Here is a 13,331-nt window from a genome sequence, read left to right as displayed (position 1 = left end):
CCTGGTCGGGACCACCCCGGGAAACCCTGTAGACTGAGCGCCGCTGCTGATGCGAACCTCCCCCTGGGGAGAATCTCTCCGCAGCTTGCCGCCTTAGCTCAGTTGGCCAGAGCAACGCACTCGTAATGCGTAGGTCTCGGGTTCGAATCCCGAAGGCGGCTCCATGTCTGACCAGCGGTTTCCTTCGGGAAGCCGCTGTTCTGCTTTGTGGGCAGTTGCAGTTCCCGTTGCGATAGAACGGATGTTCAACCCCACAGGGCATCCCCCATCCGCTTCGCCGCGTCGTTGGCGAGCGCCGAGCCAACGTGCGTGTACCGCTGCGTCATCCGCATGGACGAGTGGCCGAGGATCTCCATCACGACCCGAGGGCTGACGCCGGACTCGATCAGCAGCGTGCCGGCCGTGTGGCGGCCGTCGTGCACGCGGGCGTCCCTGATGCCTGCGGCCTGGAGGATGTCCTTCCACTCCTCCCAGTCCATCCGGGGGTCGATCGGCTTGCCGTTCTCCTGGCAGAACACGAGGTCGTGCTCCTCCCAGAGTTGGCCGGCGGCCAAGCGCTCCTGGAGCTGCTCCTTGCGGTGCGCGCGCAGGATCGGTACCAGCGGCGGCGGGATGGGGGCCAGCCGCTTGTTCTTGCCCTTGGGCTCCCGGAACACGAGGCCGCCGCCCGTACGCTGCGGGCACACCTTGGCGTGCGCCTTGCACTCCTTCGGGCAGGGCCGGGGGCACCCGTTCTTGAGCCTCGCGTGCTGCTTGCAGGTGGACTTGCAGCCCTTGCGGTGATGGGCGGCACCGCAGGCGTGGGCGTCTTCGCAGCCGTGCTGCCACGTGAGCCGCTGGAGCTGCCACCAGATCTTCATGACGCCGCGGTCGAGGTCCACGTACTTCCAGCGCAGCCCGAGGGCCTCGCCCTGGCGGAGGCCTTCGGCCAGGGCCACCGACCAGCGCGCACCGTTCCGCCTCTGGCTCGCTTCGGTGAGTACCGCCTTCGCTTCGGCCTGGCTCAGCGGGTCGATCTCGACTTCCGCCGCGGACGGCGGCTCAACGAGGGTGGCCACGTTGCGGTGAATCATGTCCCGCTGCATGGCGACCTTCAGCGCGCGGGCGATGATCCGGTGCGTCTTCAACACGGTCCCGGACGACAAGTCCCGGCGCAGCATGTCCAAGTACATCGCGTCCAGGTGCTCCGGGGCGAGCTTGTCCACGCGGTGCTTGCCGATCCCCGGGAACAGGTACAGGCGGCACTTCGACCGGTAGTCGTCCAGCGTGCGCGGCGCCATGGTTCCGTCGGCGACTTTCCGGGCGCACGCGGTGTCCATCCACGTGGTGAGCCACTGCTCAACCGTCGGCGGCCGGCCTGCCTTTCGGGTCTTGCCGGTGTCGCGGAGCTTCTCCAGCTCCTTCACCTTGGCGCGGACGCCAGCCTCGTCGGGCCCCTGGCGGTGCCGCCGGTCCGGGGCGCCGTTCGGCTTCACGCCGACCGTGACCCAGCCGTGCCACTTCCCGTCCGCCTCGGAGTAGTACACCGAGGACTCGCCGTTGCTCCGACGGCCGCTCATCCGGCGCGACCGGGGCGTCCGGGCGGAAGGAACTGGCGCTGCCGGGCGTTGGAGATCCAGCGCCTGACGGTCGCAACGGGCGTGTTCGTCTCGTCCGCGATCACTGTGGCCGGGGCGTTGTGGCCTGTCACCACCAGCCACTTGTAGGTGCGCGCAAGATCGCGGAGGAAGTCGTCCGTGATGCGGCCAGCCGGGCGGGAAAGCCGCGGTGGTCGTTCGCCGGCGTCCTGCGGGCCGCCGCTGAGCATGATCATGTTGCCGGGCACGGTCACGTCGTTCGGGTCGTCGGCCCCTCGGAGTTCCTCGACGCTGCCGAAGTGTCGCTCCAGCTGCTCCACGCTGACGGGCTCTTCTCGGGGGTCCGCCAAGAGCACTTTGAGGTACGGGTTGTTCTCGCCCAGGGCTTCCCACATCTGGCCCATGACGCCCTCGCCGTTCACGGCCTCCTCGATGGCCTGGAAGGGGACGTACCGCCACACGTGGGTGCTGATAGGGGACGGGCTGTCCATGACCACGGTGTGCACGTTGAGACGTTGCTGAGGGCCGGTGCCGGAGCCGCGGAGCCGCATGTAGACGGTCGTGCTGTCCGTCATCGCCTTCGCGCGAACCCAGCCGCCGGGAGCGCACACGGCGCGCCAGTCGGTCAGTTCCTTCATGGGCCCAGCATCCCAAGTGCGCAACCAATGCGCAACCTCTCCGAATAACCTGGACACCCTTGCACGGCCGGACGCGACCCACTACCTTGAAATGAGCAGCCTGGCAGATAGCTCAGCCAGCCCTCTCAAGGAGCCTGCATGTCCCGGATTCTCTACCCGACCGATGAGGCGGCCCAGCAGCTTGGCGTAAGCCTCACCACAGCCAAGGCGCTCATCGCCGCCGGTGAGCTGCGCAGCATCAAGATCGGCCGCTCGCGCCGGATTCCGGCGGAGGCCCTGCACGAATTCGTGCGCCGCCTCGACATCGAGCAGAACGGCGACGGCGCCGGGGTTGCAGCCCCGACGCCGTCCGAGAACACCTCTGCCACGTCCTGAAACGCCAACGGCCGGGGTTGCAGCCCCGGCCATGGATGGAGTCCTCATGACCCACGTTACCGCCGTGCTCCCCGTCCTCGCGAGCACGGAACTCGACATCTTCGACGCCGACCAGCGCAGCCGGATCCCGGCCGCTGTCGGCATCGCAGCCACCACCCCGGTCGCGAACCTGATGAACCCGGCCCTCGTCACAGCGTGCCGCCGAGAGGACCTGCCGCCGCTCACCCCGCGTGCCCTCGCCGTCCTGGTCGAGATCGCCGAGATGAAGGAAGAGGGCATGCCGGCCGAGATGGTCAAGTTCTGGGACCTCGTGTCCGGACTCATCTGGCGGGCCGGGGACTCCAAGGTCGTGCTCGCCGAGGTCGCCGAGCTGATCTCCGGTGCGCGCACCGAGGCTGGCGAGTGACCACCCGCACCACGCAGGGAAGCCCCGTCACCGCCACGGTGACGGGGCCCTCCCGCGTGCTCCACGAGGCCCTCGCCCTCGCCTCCCTCGGCTGGTACGTCTTCCCGCTCATCCCCCGCGACGGCACCCCGGCGATCAAGGAGTGGGAACGGCGGGCGACCACCGACCTCGACCACATCACCCGGGCCTGGACCGGCCGCTACCGCGGCTACAACCTCGGCGTGGCCTGCGGCCCGTCCCGGCTCGTCGTCCTCGACCTCGACCGCGACAAGGGCCAGACCCCGCCCGAGGAGTGGAACGCGCCCGGCATCGTGGACGGCCTGGACGTCTTCGCCGAACTCCACGCCCGCCACGGCGAACGGCTCCCCATCGGCACCACGCCTACGGTCCTCTCCCCATCCGGTGGCCTGCACTTGTACTACGCGGCCCCGGACGGCGTTGACGTACGGCTCTCCGCCGGCCGAGTCGGCTGGAAGGTGGACGTCCGCGCGCACGGCGGCTACATCACCGCCCCGCCCACCGTCACCGGCAAGGGCGCGTACCGGTGGATCACCGACCCGGGCGAGGCCAAGCCGCAGCACATGCCGCTGTGGCTGATCCGCCGGGCCGCCCCGCCGAAGCCGCCCCCGCTGGTACTCCCGGCCGTCGTGAAGGACTCCAGCGGCTACGCGGCCTCCGCCCTGCGCGGGGAGCTGCAAGCCGTCCTGGATGCCCCGGAGGGCACCCGTAACGACACCTTGAACCAGGCCGCGTTCAACCTCGGCACCCTCATCGGCGCTGGCCGCCTCGACTCCCGCGTCGCTGTCGAGGCGTTGGTGGCCGCGGGCGAGTCCATCGGGCTGGCGCCGCGCGAGGTGCAGAAGACCGTCACGTCCGGCGTGAGCGCCGGTCTCAGGAACCCCCGGAGCACCGCCAGTGACCACCGTTGACGACATCCTCGCCGCCCTCCCGGTCGCCGCCGCGATCCCGGAGGGCGACCAGGAGCGGCCGGGGCACCTCACGGCCGAGTTCTACGCCGCCCGCCCCGTGTTCCAGCACATCCAGCAGGCGGCGCACTCACAGGGGCGCCCGGCGGACGTCTTGTTTTACAGCACGCTCGCCCGGCTCTCCGGGATGATCTCGCCGCACATCAAGGCCGTGACGGGGATCTCCGGAAAGGCGTCCCTGAACGTCTTCGCGGCCGCGGTCGGCCCGTCCGGCTCTGGGAAGTCCACCGGGCAGTCAGGGGCCCGCGAGCTGATCGTCCCGGGGGACCCTGAGTTCCGTGACGGCCTGCCCGTGGGCACCGGTGAGGGCATCGCCGAGATGTTCATGGGCACCGTGGACGAGCCCACGGGCGAGATCCACCAGCGGGGCCCGTTGAAGGGCGATCCGGTCACCCGGAAGGTCCGGAAGCAGGTCCGGCACAACGGGTACATCTACATCGACGAGGGCCAGACCATGGCGACCCTGGCCATGCGGCAAGGCTCCACGCTCGCCGAGACGCTCCGCCGCGCGGCCGTCGGCGAGGCCCTCGGGCAGACGAACGCCTCGGAGGAGCGGACGCGGTACGTGGCGCCCGGCTCGTACAGCCTCGGGCTGTTCGTCGGGTTCCAGCCCAGCACGGCCGTGCCGCTGCTGAACGACGCCAGCACCGGCACCCCGCAGCGCTTCTTCTGGTGCTGGTCGCTGGACCCGAGCATCCCGGACGACCCCCCGCAGTGGCCCGGACCGATCACCAAGCACCCCGGGCAGATCCGGACCGCCGAGGACATCGACGTCGTCTTCCCTCCCCGCATCCGCCGGATGCTGTGGGAGGAACGGACCGCCCGGAACCGCGGCGACGTGAAAGTGGCCGAACTCGACGGGCACGCCGGCCTGATGAAGGTGAAGGCCGCCGCGCTCTTCGCCCTCATGGACGGCGGCCGGTACGAGGTCACCGAAGAGGACTGGGCCCTCGCCGAAACCGTCTGGGACACCTCGTGCGCCGTCCGCGACTCCCTCGTGGCCCGCGCCCGCCGCGAGGCCGAAGCACAGCGGCAGGCGACCGAGGACGCCAAGGTCAGCGTCGAGGTCCGCGCCCACATGGCCAAGAACGAGGCCGACCGCCGGATGGAGCGACTGGTACGGCTCGTGGTCAAGCACTGTTCCAAGCCGGGCGGGATCAGCTTCGGCTACATGCGGCGGGCTCTCCGGACCGAGGACCGCCCTTACCTCTCGGCAGCCGTTGACCTTGCCGAGGAACGGGACCTGGTGACCGTCGAGGACGACCACATCAGCCCGAACACGACCACCAGGGCGTGAGGACGCGGGGACGGCTGAGGACATGAGGACGTCCGTCCTCAGCCCCCGTCGCGCCAGAGCACCTCACCTCTAGACAACTACATACACGCACAAAAGGGACATGAAATCTCTTTCGTGTGACGCGCGACAAGGGGCTGAGGACGCCCGTCCTCATGTCCTCATGTCCTCATCCTCACCTCAGGAGTCCTCATGGAACCCGTCCACACGACCTACGCCGCAGGCAGCGAACAGCTGATCGCTCGCGTCATCGCCGAGTACCGCTGCGGCCATTGCGACAGCGACACCGAGGCCTGGACCGACCACCACGGAAACCCCCACCTGAACATCCACCACGACAGCGGGTGTCCCGTCCTCACCGGCACCCTCAGCGCCGTCCCGGACGTCGCCCGCGCCGCACACCCCCACTGAACGTCCGTCCGCGGCGGCTGGTGTCTCGCGCGCGCACGCGAGCCGCCCACCGCCGCCCTCCCCGAAGGGACCCCACCGTGACCACCACGAACAAGACCGCCGCCGTCCTCGCCCTCGCCCGGGGCGGGAGCAACCACCAGGCCGCGACCGAGGCCGGCGTGTCCACCCGCACGATCCTCCGGTGGCGTGAGGACGAACAGTTCGTCCACGACGTCGCCGAGGCCCGCACGCAGCTCCTCCGCCTCGCCGTGGGCCGCCTCGCTGCCGCCTCTGTGAAGGCCGTGGACACCCTTGTGGACGCCCTCGACACCGAGCGCGGACAGGCCCGCGTGCAGGCCGCGAAGGTACTCCTGGAGTCCACCCTCTCCCTCCGCGAGTCCCTCGACCTGGAGGAGCGGCTCGCCGCCCTCGAAGCTGACCGGGGCCACCGGTGAGCCGCCGCCTGCAACTGGGGCGCCTGGAGGCCCTGGAGGCCGCGCGGAACAGCAACCGGATCCAGTTCCGCACGCCCGCCGGCCGCAGCTTCAGCGTGGACATCGCCGACGTGATGGCGATCATGATGGACGGCCTCGGCTGGCTGAACGAGCCGACCAGCGACCCGCCCCGCGGCCCGGTCCTGGAAGCCCTCGCAACGGCAGTGCCGGACAAGGAGTTGGGCCTCATCGCCCAGAGCGCCGTCATCGCCGCCCAGCAGGCCGTACAGGCGGCCAGCTCATGAGCGACGAACTCCTCACCCTGGCCGAGTTGGAGGACCGGGCGTGGGCGGTCGTGGCTGCCGCGGCCGAGGACCGCGCCGAGGACGTGGACGAACTCCTCGTAACGCTCCCGTGGGACGACCTCGTGGCGGTCGTGTACGCGGTCGCCCGCACCAGCGCCACGATCCTTGCAGGCCCCCGCGGGCGGGCAGGGTTGGCCGAGGCGATCCGCGGCCAGCTGCTGGCGCGGCGGGCCGAGCGCGAGGGCCTCGGCGATGAGTGAGCGGGTGTACGTGCCGGCCGAGCTGGCCGCGACGACGTTCTCCGCCCTGGCCCTGTACCTCGCGGACCGTACGCGGGCGAACGGCGGCGCGCTGACCCCGGAGGCCCGCACCCTTCTGCGGGCCCTGCACGCGGCCGCACAGGGAACCGGGGTTGGCGCCGACCACTGTTCCTCCGAAGGAAGCGGTACTAGCAATTCCCCCACGCTGGGGGCGAACGAGGTCGCGGACGTGCTCGGCTGCTCCAGACGCTGGGCCACGCATCTCCTAAGCTCCGGCCGGCTCGTGGCATGGCGGGTCGGCCGGACTTGGATCACCACTCCGGGCGACCTCGACCGCTACCGCTTCGGCGAGGAGACGCCTGATGAATCCACCCCCGCAGGACAACCGACCTGACATGCTCGGCGCGATCGGCGCCGCGCTCGCCGAGCAGAAGGCCGCCGCCGAGGCCGCCGCCGCACCCGAGCGCCAGGCCTTCGAGGCCGCCCTCGACCGCGACGCTGCCCTGTACGGCACCGCAGGGTGGGAGTCCCTCACCCCGGCCCGGAAGGCCCTCGTGGGCCGTCACGTGGCCGCCCGCACGGCTGCTGGGACGGAGGCGGCATGACCCCCGCCGACGCCCGCACCGCATTGGCCACCGCCCGCACCGAGGCCGACCAGGCCCGCGAGTTGGTCGAGGCCCTGGCCGAGCGCGTCCGCGGCGGCGACCAGGCCGTCACCGCCGAGCAGATCGGCGGACAGCGCCAGCTCGCCGAACTGGCTGGCCTCCGGGTAGAAGCCGCCGAACGCAAGCTCGCTACCGCCATCGCCGCCGACCGCGACGCCCGCGCACGCGCCATCGGCGACCGCGTCCGCGACCTCGTGGCCGCCGACTCGACCGCACCCCTCATCGACGCCGTCAAGGCCGTCATGAGCGCCGTCACCGCCCTCGTGGACGTCGCCACGGAACGCCGAGAGCTGATCCGCGCGACCGCCGTCGAGGGCGTCGCAATGAACGATGAACTCGGCCGGAGCCAGAATGACCCGTGGCCGTCCCGCGCGTACGGCTTCATGGCGCAGACCACGGGCGGCATCAACGTCGTCGCCATCGACCAGGGGCACGTGCAGGCGTTCCAGGTCGGCGACCTCCTGGGCGTGGCTCTGGCTGCCGCTCTGGCCGGCCAGAACGAAGCCTGCCGCCAGCTCGCCCACATGGTGACGACGACCCCTGAGGCGGTCGAGCACACCGCCAAGGGTGTCCCGGGGCTGTCCGAGGCCCTCCAGTGCACCCGCGAGCAGTACGAGGAACTGGCCCGGCCCGCGCAGCTCGAAGCGGCGCGGCAGGGCCGTATGCCGTCCCCCCCGACCACCAGCGCCACCGACGAGGGTGCAGCCGCGTGACCGCGAACAGGAAGTGGGGCCGCACCGGCGTCACCCGAACCGGTCACCTGCTCGACTTGGAATGCTGACTGGCCCTTTGGCATCCTCGCCCGACCTCTGCTGGTGGCCGGGCGAGGTTAGATCCAGACGGACCAGACACCCGCTACTGCCCCTGCCGCGACACCCAGAACGGCCAGGGCGATTGAGGCGGTGTTGTCCGCGGCCTGCTTCAGAACGGCGAGCCTGGCCACCTGTTGCAGGTACTGCACATCGTTCCAAGTCGATGTCACTTCGAGTACTTGCCTGCTCAGCTCCTGTTGATCATCCGCTGGTAGCTCGCTTCGGACGATGAGGTTCAAACCTCGGAAGCGCCACTGCAAGTCTCGGTACTCGCGGCGCAGATCACGCACCCCACGGGTAATGCCAACAGCCGCCACCACACCGGCAGCAAGGGCGAGCGACGCGTTGCTGATCTTCACACCCGCGATGAGCCCGCAGGCGGCGGGAGCCAACACCAGGAATGCAGCGCCGGCCGCGATGATGGTTCGGTCTCTCATTCGCAGAACCTACCCTCGCCCAGATCCGCCTGCCTACGGGTGTACACGACGCCGTTGCAAGTCTTGACCCGATCCCCTGCGGCAGCCCTTCCAGTTCATGCAAGATGCAGCCCACCGACGTCTTGGGAGGACCATGCGTATGCCCACGGTCGTGGGGCTGCTTGCCTCCGCGGCACTCCTCATCAGCTGTTCCAGCCAGGAGCCCACATACGACGAGATGGCTGGCCAGTGCGCCGCAGCGCTCAAAGCCCGGCCGTACGGCGACACTGCCAAGCCGAAGCCATGCGAGGGGTTGAAGGAGGAGGACTACACCCTGCTCAACCTGGGTGGCGTGCTGGACGGGCTGGGATGGACCGACGAGAGCGGGCGCTTCGACAAGGACAAGATGCTTCAAAGCACACCGTAGATCGCCGTGACCACTTGCCCGACTCGTGAGCGGGAGGAGATGCGTTGCAAGCAACCACCCGCACTGTGCTAGGCCCGCGCAATCTGGCGCAACCACCAACCAGGCGACAGCGATTCGCCGCATGCTGGTTCCCCAACCATCATGAGCGGAGAGACGGCCATGACCCTGCGCTTCATCGGCACCACCTCGGAGTTCGGCAACTGTCCGACCCTGTACGAGATCATCGAAACCGGCGACATCGTCACCCAGGGCAAGAAGCTCACCGACCCTGAGCACCTCGCGCAGCTGCGAGACGTCGGGGAGGACGAGACGTTCGTGGTCATTCCGCGCGAGCTCCTGATCCGCTTCGCACCGAAGGAGTGACCGTGCTGGTCCCGTTCGAGGAGATCATCCCGCTGTTCTCGGAGTTCGAGCACACCGCGTTCCGACTGGAGACGCGCCGCGGGTACGCCACCGACCGGGCCGGCGCCCGCTTCCAGGCCTTCATGCGCGGCATCGACCCGGCGCCGGAGCCGGACAACCCCTGGCACGTCAACGTGCGCGAGAAGGCCGAGCAGGGCGCCAGGTTCTCCAGGGTCCGCATCATCGACACCCCGCCCACCGACGGACAGCGGTTCCTGATGGCCGCAGCGGCGGCGAACGCGGACGCAGGCGAGGACATCCGGGTCCTGGCCCGCGCCGAGGCTGGGCCGCTGGAGCTGCCGGACTTCGATTTCTGGTTGTTCGACTCGCGCACCCTGGTCCGCTTCCACATCGACGCGGACGACACCACGACCGGTGTCGAGGTCATCACCGACCCTGCCGACGTGCTCGCCGCGTGCCGGGCCCGGGACCGCGCCTGGCCCCTGGCCGCCCCTTCTGGCGAGGTGTGGGCGCAGGTACGTTCCTGATGTGAGCACGGACTTCCAGAACGCCCGGGTGGCCCTCGGCGCGCGCCTGCGGGAACTGCGCGCCGAGGCCGGCCTGTCGGGGAAGGACCTCGCCGCCCGCCTCGGTTGGCAACGCTCGAAGGTGTCGCGGCTGGAGAACGGCAAGCAGACCGCCACCGAGGCCGACACGGACGCGTGGGCCGCCGCCGCGGGCGTGCCCGAGCAGGCCCCCGATCTCCGCAGCCGTTTGAAGGGGCTGGAGTCCCAGCAGCGTTCCTGGCGCAGGCAGCTCGCCGCCGGGCCCCGGCCCGTTCAGGACCGGTACGTGGTCGAGTACCAGCAGACCGCCAGCATGCGCGGCTACGAGGCCACCGTGGTCCCCGGGCTGTTCCAGACCCCCGGGTACGCGCGGCACCTCATCGAGGCGAACACGGTGCTGTTGCAGTCCCCGCGGGACACCGAGGCGGCCGTCGCCTCCCGGATGCGCCGCCAAGAGGTGCTGTACGAGACGGGGAAGCTGTTCCGGGTGCTGGTGTGGGAGGGGGCGCTTCACGCGCTCGTGTGCCCGCGGGACGTGATGGCCGGCCAGCTCGACCGGCTGATGGGACTCATTGGCATGAGCACGGTCGAACTCGGCATCGTCCCGTTCGGCGTGCCCATGGCCCTCACCCCCAAGCACGGGTTCTGGATCTTTGACGAGCAGCGGGTGATCGTGGAGACGATCAACTCCGAGCTGACGTACGACACCGCTGACGACCTCGCCCTGTACGGCCGGGTGTGGGACGCACTGAACGAGTCCGCGGTGTACGGGGCGCAGGCCCACCGGCTCCTCGCCCGCGCGAGGCACGTGCTCACGACGCCGTGAGCAACCTGCGCCAACGCCGGTGGTCGGCCGCGCAATCCGGCGCAACCGGGCGGACCGGCCGAGGGCCGGATTCCTACGTTGCTGGTCATGGCGACAGCAACGGGCGCCGTACGCGCCGTCCTCGACCCCGCCCCCGTCCGGCAGCAGCATGCCCCCGCCCGGAAGCCTCGGGCCAACGCTGACGAACACACCCTGCCCCCCTGCCGCCTCGGCGAGCACGAGTACTGCCGGCCCGGGGAGGTCCGCACCTGCTTCGGCGACCTCGCGATCCCCGCCCGCCGCTGCGACTGCACGTGCCACAGCGAGGGCGGCCGGTGAGCGGTGGCCGGATCTGCTGCCGATGCGACCGGACGATCCTCGGCCCGGCCCGCGAGACCGCCCCCGACTCGATGTCCGGGGCCCGGCCGAGCAACTGGGCTCACCCGGAAGGGGACCCGGCGTGCCGGCGGAGGGTGGCACGGGAGCGTGAGTGATCTTCCGGCTGTCCGTGCCCGCGGCGGAGCACGGCCGGCCGGACAGCAGCGGGCCCCCGGCGCGCACGCTGGCGCCGGGGGCCGCTGTGTAGGCCTCGGTCAGGCCGGATCCTGGGGGCCGTCCACCTCCTCCCGGACCGGATGGATGATGCACATAACCCCGCTCGGGGTCCTCTCGATGCGGTCGATGGCAACGCCGTCACGTGCGTAAACGTCGTCGGAGAGGGGCTCCTCCCCCGGTGGGGGAGTGGCGGACGAATCGGACACCGGTCGGCGCCACTCGCGCCAGCACGCGACGACCGCCAACCCCCACACGGTCAGCACCCCCGCATCACGGGAAGCGGCGAAGACGCCCGCCAGGGGCACCAGCGCGCCGACCACGAGGACGCACCCGCCCGCCGCCCTGCCGCCCACCGACGGCCCTTCGGCGGCGCTCACGCCAGGACCCCGTACACGGTCCCGCCGAGCCAGTTCACGGCCTGCGCGAGAGGCACCGCGGCGAACCCGGCCACCCCGGCCGACGTACCGAGGCAGACACCGCACCAGGCCCCGCGCTTGATGTCGCTGGCGTGCTGGGACTTCTTCGCCAGCGCCACCAGGGCAATGGTCAGGATCAGGACCAGGGCGCCCCCGGTCTGCGTGAGCGGCAGATAGGTGCCGGCGGACGCGCTCTGCCCGGCCCGGCCGCCGACACCCCACACGAGGGCAACGTCACCGAGCCAGTTCGAGATCCACAGGGCAGTGTCGGCGGTCCAGCCGACCAGGCCGCCAACGCCGAGGATGGCCAGCACGCCGTACGCCCACGCGGCGAGGAACGGCAGGAGCGCCGCGGCGTGCTTCACGGGGTCCTTGCGGAGAGGCTTCGAGCCCGGCCACCAGCCGACTCCGAAGTGGATGAGGATGCACAGGCCGACGGTCACGCCGCCGATGGTCACGATGTTCACGGGGGTCCTCACCGGAGGGCGGCCGCGGCGAGCGCGGCGAGAAGCAGGATGAACGCGGCGGTCCCGACGACGGGCGCGGCGTGAAGGTCGCGGGCCCGCGCCGGGCCCGTGAGGCGGAGCCCCACGAGCGCGGCGAGGGCGGCGACCGCGAAGAACACGGTCGGCAGCACGGCGGCCGTCAGCCGGTGGCGCGCGGGTAGTAGTCGCCGAACGCGTCGGCGTGCGCCGCCAGCTGATCCGCCGCGGCGCGCAGAGCGGCGTACCAGCGCGCAGCCGTCGCATCGTCGGCGATCGTGTACGCCGGGGCCGCGTCGGCGACGGCCTGAGCTGCGGCGCATGCCTGGCTCACCGCGGCCTCGGCCTGCGCCACCCGGTGCGCCAGCCGCTCCGCCCGGCTCCCCGCCGGGGCGGGCTGCTGCGCGAGGTCGCGGCGGACGGTGTCCTTCGAGATGCCGAGCTGTGCGGCGATGCTCCGGGTGGATGCGCCACCGTGCGCCAGCTGGCGCACCTGCGCGCGCCGGGCCTCGATCGTCAGGGGCGAGGTCACCAGTCACCCCCGGCCCGGAGGACGGCCAGGCGCAGCGCCAGCTGCCGCAGCTCGGCCGCCGCCTCGGTCAGGACCGCAGCCAGGGCCTCCAGTTCGGGCGGGGCGAGGGTGGCCGCGGGGATGTACAGCTCGACGTGCACGCTGGGCTTGATCGGCTGCTGACCGAACGGGAACTCGACCAGCTCGGCCGAGAGCACGGCCCGGCCGTTGTAGCCCCGGACGATCTCGGGCCCGGCGTGGTGGACGTCGCTGCGGTACTCCGCCGGCGCTTCCGCATGCCCGGTGCACCACGCCGGCTCCGGCAGGGTGACGGGCCCGTGGTCGATCGTGTGCACCGTGACGGTGCGGGGCCCGGTCACCGGCCGGCCTTCGGCAGGGGTGCGGCGGCGCGGTAGCCGGTGGGCGGGTGGTCGGCGAGGCGCGCGCGGAGGTAGTCCGCGGACCACCCGGGGTCGTCGCCGTTGTGGAGGACGTTCTCCAAGGCGATCTGTGCGTGCATCGCCCGGTCGGCGAGCACCTGGTGGTGCGTCTCGCGGTCGCCGATCGTCGTGGGGGCGGGGATGGCGAGCGCTTCGAGCACGGCGGCCAGGAGGCCGCGGAGCTCGGAGGGCGGGGTACGGTCGTTCACGGTTTGGACTCCTTGATGCG

General features: G+C 71.0%; 25 protein-coding genes and 1 tRNA gene. 17 read left to right on the top strand and 9 right to left on the bottom strand.

Going from position 1 to position 13,331, the window contains the following annotated elements:
- The first annotated feature begins 87 nt into the window (after positions 1 to 87).
- Positions 88 to 164, top strand: a tRNA-Thr gene (locus ACZ7JZ_RS18350).
- Positions 165 to 245: 81 nt separating this feature from the next.
- On the opposite strand, the gene ACZ7JZ_RS18345 is transcribed toward ACZ7JZ_RS18350, so the two are convergent.
- Together ACZ7JZ_RS18345 and ACZ7JZ_RS18340 are read right to left on the bottom strand one after the other, a co-directional pair.
- Positions 246 to 1,559: a tyrosine-type recombinase/integrase gene (locus tag ACZ7JZ_RS18345; RefSeq protein ID WP_470940117.1), complete on the bottom strand. Its 1,314-nt coding sequence runs from the start codon at positions 1,557 to 1,559 to the stop codon at positions 246 to 248.
- Complete coding sequence (locus tag ACZ7JZ_RS18340) at positions 1,556 to 2,215, bottom strand: hypothetical protein (RefSeq protein WP_470940114.1); 660 nt, start codon at positions 2,213 to 2,215, stop codon at positions 1,556 to 1,558. Before ACZ7JZ_RS18340 ends, ACZ7JZ_RS18345 begins: the two co-directional genes overlap by 4 nt.
- A 138-nt stretch (positions 2,216 to 2,353) precedes the next feature.
- Here ACZ7JZ_RS18340 and ACZ7JZ_RS18335 point away from each other — a divergent pair, with 138 nt between their 5' ends.
- From ACZ7JZ_RS18335 to ACZ7JZ_RS18285, 11 genes are all read left to right on the top strand, one after another.
- Positions 2,354 to 2,590 carry a helix-turn-helix domain-containing protein gene (locus tag ACZ7JZ_RS18335; protein ID WP_470940111.1) on the top strand — a complete coding sequence of 79 codons (237 nt, stop codon included), beginning with the start codon at positions 2,354 to 2,356 and terminating at the stop codon, positions 2,588 to 2,590.
- A 46-nt stretch (positions 2,591 to 2,636) separates the two neighbouring features.
- Complete coding sequence (locus ACZ7JZ_RS18330) at positions 2,637 to 2,996, top strand: hypothetical protein (protein WP_470940108.1); 360 nt, start codon at positions 2,637 to 2,639, stop codon at positions 2,994 to 2,996.
- Positions 2,993 to 3,925 carry a bifunctional DNA primase/polymerase gene (locus ACZ7JZ_RS18325; protein WP_470940105.1) on the top strand — a complete coding sequence of 311 codons (933 nt, stop codon included), beginning with the start codon at positions 2,993 to 2,995 and terminating at the stop codon, positions 3,923 to 3,925. The genes ACZ7JZ_RS18330 and ACZ7JZ_RS18325 overlap by 4 nt, the downstream gene beginning before the upstream one ends.
- Positions 3,912 to 5,279: a hypothetical protein gene (locus ACZ7JZ_RS18320; protein ID WP_470940102.1), complete on the top strand. Its 1,368-nt coding sequence runs from the start codon at positions 3,912 to 3,914 to the stop codon at positions 5,277 to 5,279. The genes ACZ7JZ_RS18325 and ACZ7JZ_RS18320 overlap by 14 nt, the downstream gene beginning before the upstream one ends.
- Positions 5,280 to 5,468: 189 nt before the next feature.
- On the top strand, positions 5,469 to 5,687 hold the full coding sequence (locus tag ACZ7JZ_RS18315) for a hypothetical protein (RefSeq protein WP_470940099.1): 219 nt from the start codon (positions 5,469 to 5,471) through the stop codon (positions 5,685 to 5,687).
- A 77-nt stretch (positions 5,688 to 5,764) separates the two neighbouring features.
- A complete protein-coding gene (locus ACZ7JZ_RS18310; protein ID WP_470940097.1) occupies positions 5,765 to 6,121 on the top strand; it encodes a hypothetical protein in 357 nt (118 codons plus the stop codon).
- Positions 6,118 to 6,405 (top strand): hypothetical protein, encoded by a 288-nt coding sequence (locus tag ACZ7JZ_RS18305; protein WP_470940094.1) that lies wholly within the window; start codon positions 6,118 to 6,120, stop codon positions 6,403 to 6,405. The genes ACZ7JZ_RS18310 and ACZ7JZ_RS18305 overlap by 4 nt, the downstream gene beginning before the upstream one ends.
- Positions 6,402 to 6,665 (top strand): hypothetical protein, encoded by a 264-nt coding sequence (locus ACZ7JZ_RS18300; RefSeq protein WP_470940091.1) that lies wholly within the window; start codon positions 6,402 to 6,404, stop codon positions 6,663 to 6,665. The genes ACZ7JZ_RS18305 and ACZ7JZ_RS18300 overlap by 4 nt, the downstream gene beginning before the upstream one ends.
- Positions 6,658 to 7,059: a helix-turn-helix domain-containing protein gene (locus tag ACZ7JZ_RS18295; protein ID WP_470940088.1), complete on the top strand. Its 402-nt coding sequence runs from the start codon at positions 6,658 to 6,660 to the stop codon at positions 7,057 to 7,059. The genes ACZ7JZ_RS18300 and ACZ7JZ_RS18295 overlap by 8 nt, the downstream gene beginning before the upstream one ends.
- A complete protein-coding gene (locus ACZ7JZ_RS18290; RefSeq protein WP_470940085.1) occupies positions 7,028 to 7,270 on the top strand; it encodes a hypothetical protein in 243 nt (80 codons plus the stop codon). Before ACZ7JZ_RS18295 ends, ACZ7JZ_RS18290 begins: the two co-directional genes overlap by 32 nt.
- Positions 7,267 to 8,043 (top strand): hypothetical protein, encoded by a 777-nt coding sequence (locus ACZ7JZ_RS18285; protein WP_470940082.1) that lies wholly within the window; start codon positions 7,267 to 7,269, stop codon positions 8,041 to 8,043. Before ACZ7JZ_RS18290 ends, ACZ7JZ_RS18285 begins: the two co-directional genes overlap by 4 nt.
- A 116-nt stretch (positions 8,044 to 8,159) precedes the next feature.
- Here the strand turns inward: ACZ7JZ_RS18285 and ACZ7JZ_RS18280 are convergent, their stop codons facing one another.
- A complete protein-coding gene (locus ACZ7JZ_RS18280; protein ID WP_470940079.1) occupies positions 8,160 to 8,579 on the bottom strand; it encodes a hypothetical protein in 420 nt (139 codons plus the stop codon).
- Positions 8,580 to 8,718: 139 nt separating this feature from the next.
- Here ACZ7JZ_RS18280 and ACZ7JZ_RS18275 point away from each other — a divergent pair, with 139 nt between their 5' ends.
- From ACZ7JZ_RS18275 to ACZ7JZ_RS18255, 5 genes are all read left to right on the top strand, one after another.
- Entirely contained in the window at positions 8,719 to 8,985 is a 267-nt protein-coding gene (locus ACZ7JZ_RS18275; protein ID WP_470940076.1) for a hypothetical protein, read from the top strand.
- Positions 8,986 to 9,144: 159 nt separating this feature from the next.
- Complete coding sequence (locus ACZ7JZ_RS18270; RefSeq protein ID WP_470940267.1) at positions 9,145 to 9,348, top strand: hypothetical protein; 204 nt, start codon at positions 9,145 to 9,147, stop codon at positions 9,346 to 9,348.
- A 2-nt stretch (positions 9,349 to 9,350) separates the two neighbouring features.
- Positions 9,351 to 9,875 carry a DUF6879 family protein gene (locus tag ACZ7JZ_RS18265; RefSeq protein WP_470940073.1) on the top strand — a complete coding sequence of 175 codons (525 nt, stop codon included), beginning with the start codon at positions 9,351 to 9,353 and terminating at the stop codon, positions 9,873 to 9,875.
- A gap of 1 nt (position 9,876) precedes the next feature.
- The gene (locus tag ACZ7JZ_RS18260; RefSeq protein ID WP_470940069.1) at positions 9,877 to 10,719 is read left to right on the top strand and encodes a helix-turn-helix domain-containing protein; all 843 of its coding nucleotides are present in this window, start codon (positions 9,877 to 9,879) and stop codon (positions 10,717 to 10,719) included.
- An 87-nt stretch (positions 10,720 to 10,806) separates the two neighbouring features.
- On the top strand, positions 10,807 to 11,037 hold the full coding sequence (locus tag ACZ7JZ_RS18255; protein WP_470940066.1) for a hypothetical protein: 231 nt from the start codon (positions 10,807 to 10,809) through the stop codon (positions 11,035 to 11,037).
- 254 nt (positions 11,038 to 11,291) lie between these two features.
- On the opposite strand, the gene ACZ7JZ_RS18250 is transcribed toward ACZ7JZ_RS18255, so the two are convergent.
- From ACZ7JZ_RS18250 to ACZ7JZ_RS18225, 6 genes are read right to left on the bottom strand one after another with little or no spacing between them, the layout of a single operon-like run.
- Positions 11,292 to 11,630, bottom strand: a complete 339-nt coding sequence (locus ACZ7JZ_RS18250; RefSeq protein WP_470940063.1) for a hypothetical protein — start codon at positions 11,628 to 11,630, stop codon at positions 11,292 to 11,294.
- Positions 11,627 to 12,136, bottom strand: a complete 510-nt coding sequence (locus ACZ7JZ_RS18245; RefSeq protein WP_470940060.1) for a hypothetical protein — start codon at positions 12,134 to 12,136, stop codon at positions 11,627 to 11,629. Before ACZ7JZ_RS18245 ends, ACZ7JZ_RS18250 begins: the two co-directional genes overlap by 4 nt.
- An 8-nt stretch (positions 12,137 to 12,144) precedes the next feature.
- On the bottom strand, positions 12,145 to 12,306 hold the full coding sequence (locus tag ACZ7JZ_RS18240; protein WP_470940057.1) for a hypothetical protein: 162 nt from the start codon (positions 12,304 to 12,306) through the stop codon (positions 12,145 to 12,147).
- 8 nt (positions 12,307 to 12,314) lie between these two features.
- A complete protein-coding gene (locus tag ACZ7JZ_RS18235) occupies positions 12,315 to 12,683 on the bottom strand; it encodes a DeoR family transcriptional regulator (protein ID WP_470940054.1) in 369 nt (122 codons plus the stop codon).
- Complete coding sequence (locus ACZ7JZ_RS18230; protein WP_470940051.1) at positions 12,680 to 13,042, bottom strand: DUF6907 domain-containing protein; 363 nt, start codon at positions 13,040 to 13,042, stop codon at positions 12,680 to 12,682. Before ACZ7JZ_RS18230 ends, ACZ7JZ_RS18235 begins: the two co-directional genes overlap by 4 nt.
- Positions 13,039 to 13,311 carry a hypothetical protein gene (locus ACZ7JZ_RS18225; protein ID WP_470940048.1) on the bottom strand — a complete coding sequence of 91 codons (273 nt, stop codon included), beginning with the start codon at positions 13,309 to 13,311 and terminating at the stop codon, positions 13,039 to 13,041. Before ACZ7JZ_RS18225 ends, ACZ7JZ_RS18230 begins: the two co-directional genes overlap by 4 nt.
- Positions 13,312 to 13,331: the final 20 nt, after the last annotated feature.

It is taken from the genome of Streptomyces sp. NPDC038213, assembly GCF_055600495.1.
The sequence above is the reverse complement of the archived record's forward strand: the minus strand, read 5'-3'. Positions and strand labels throughout refer to the sequence as shown.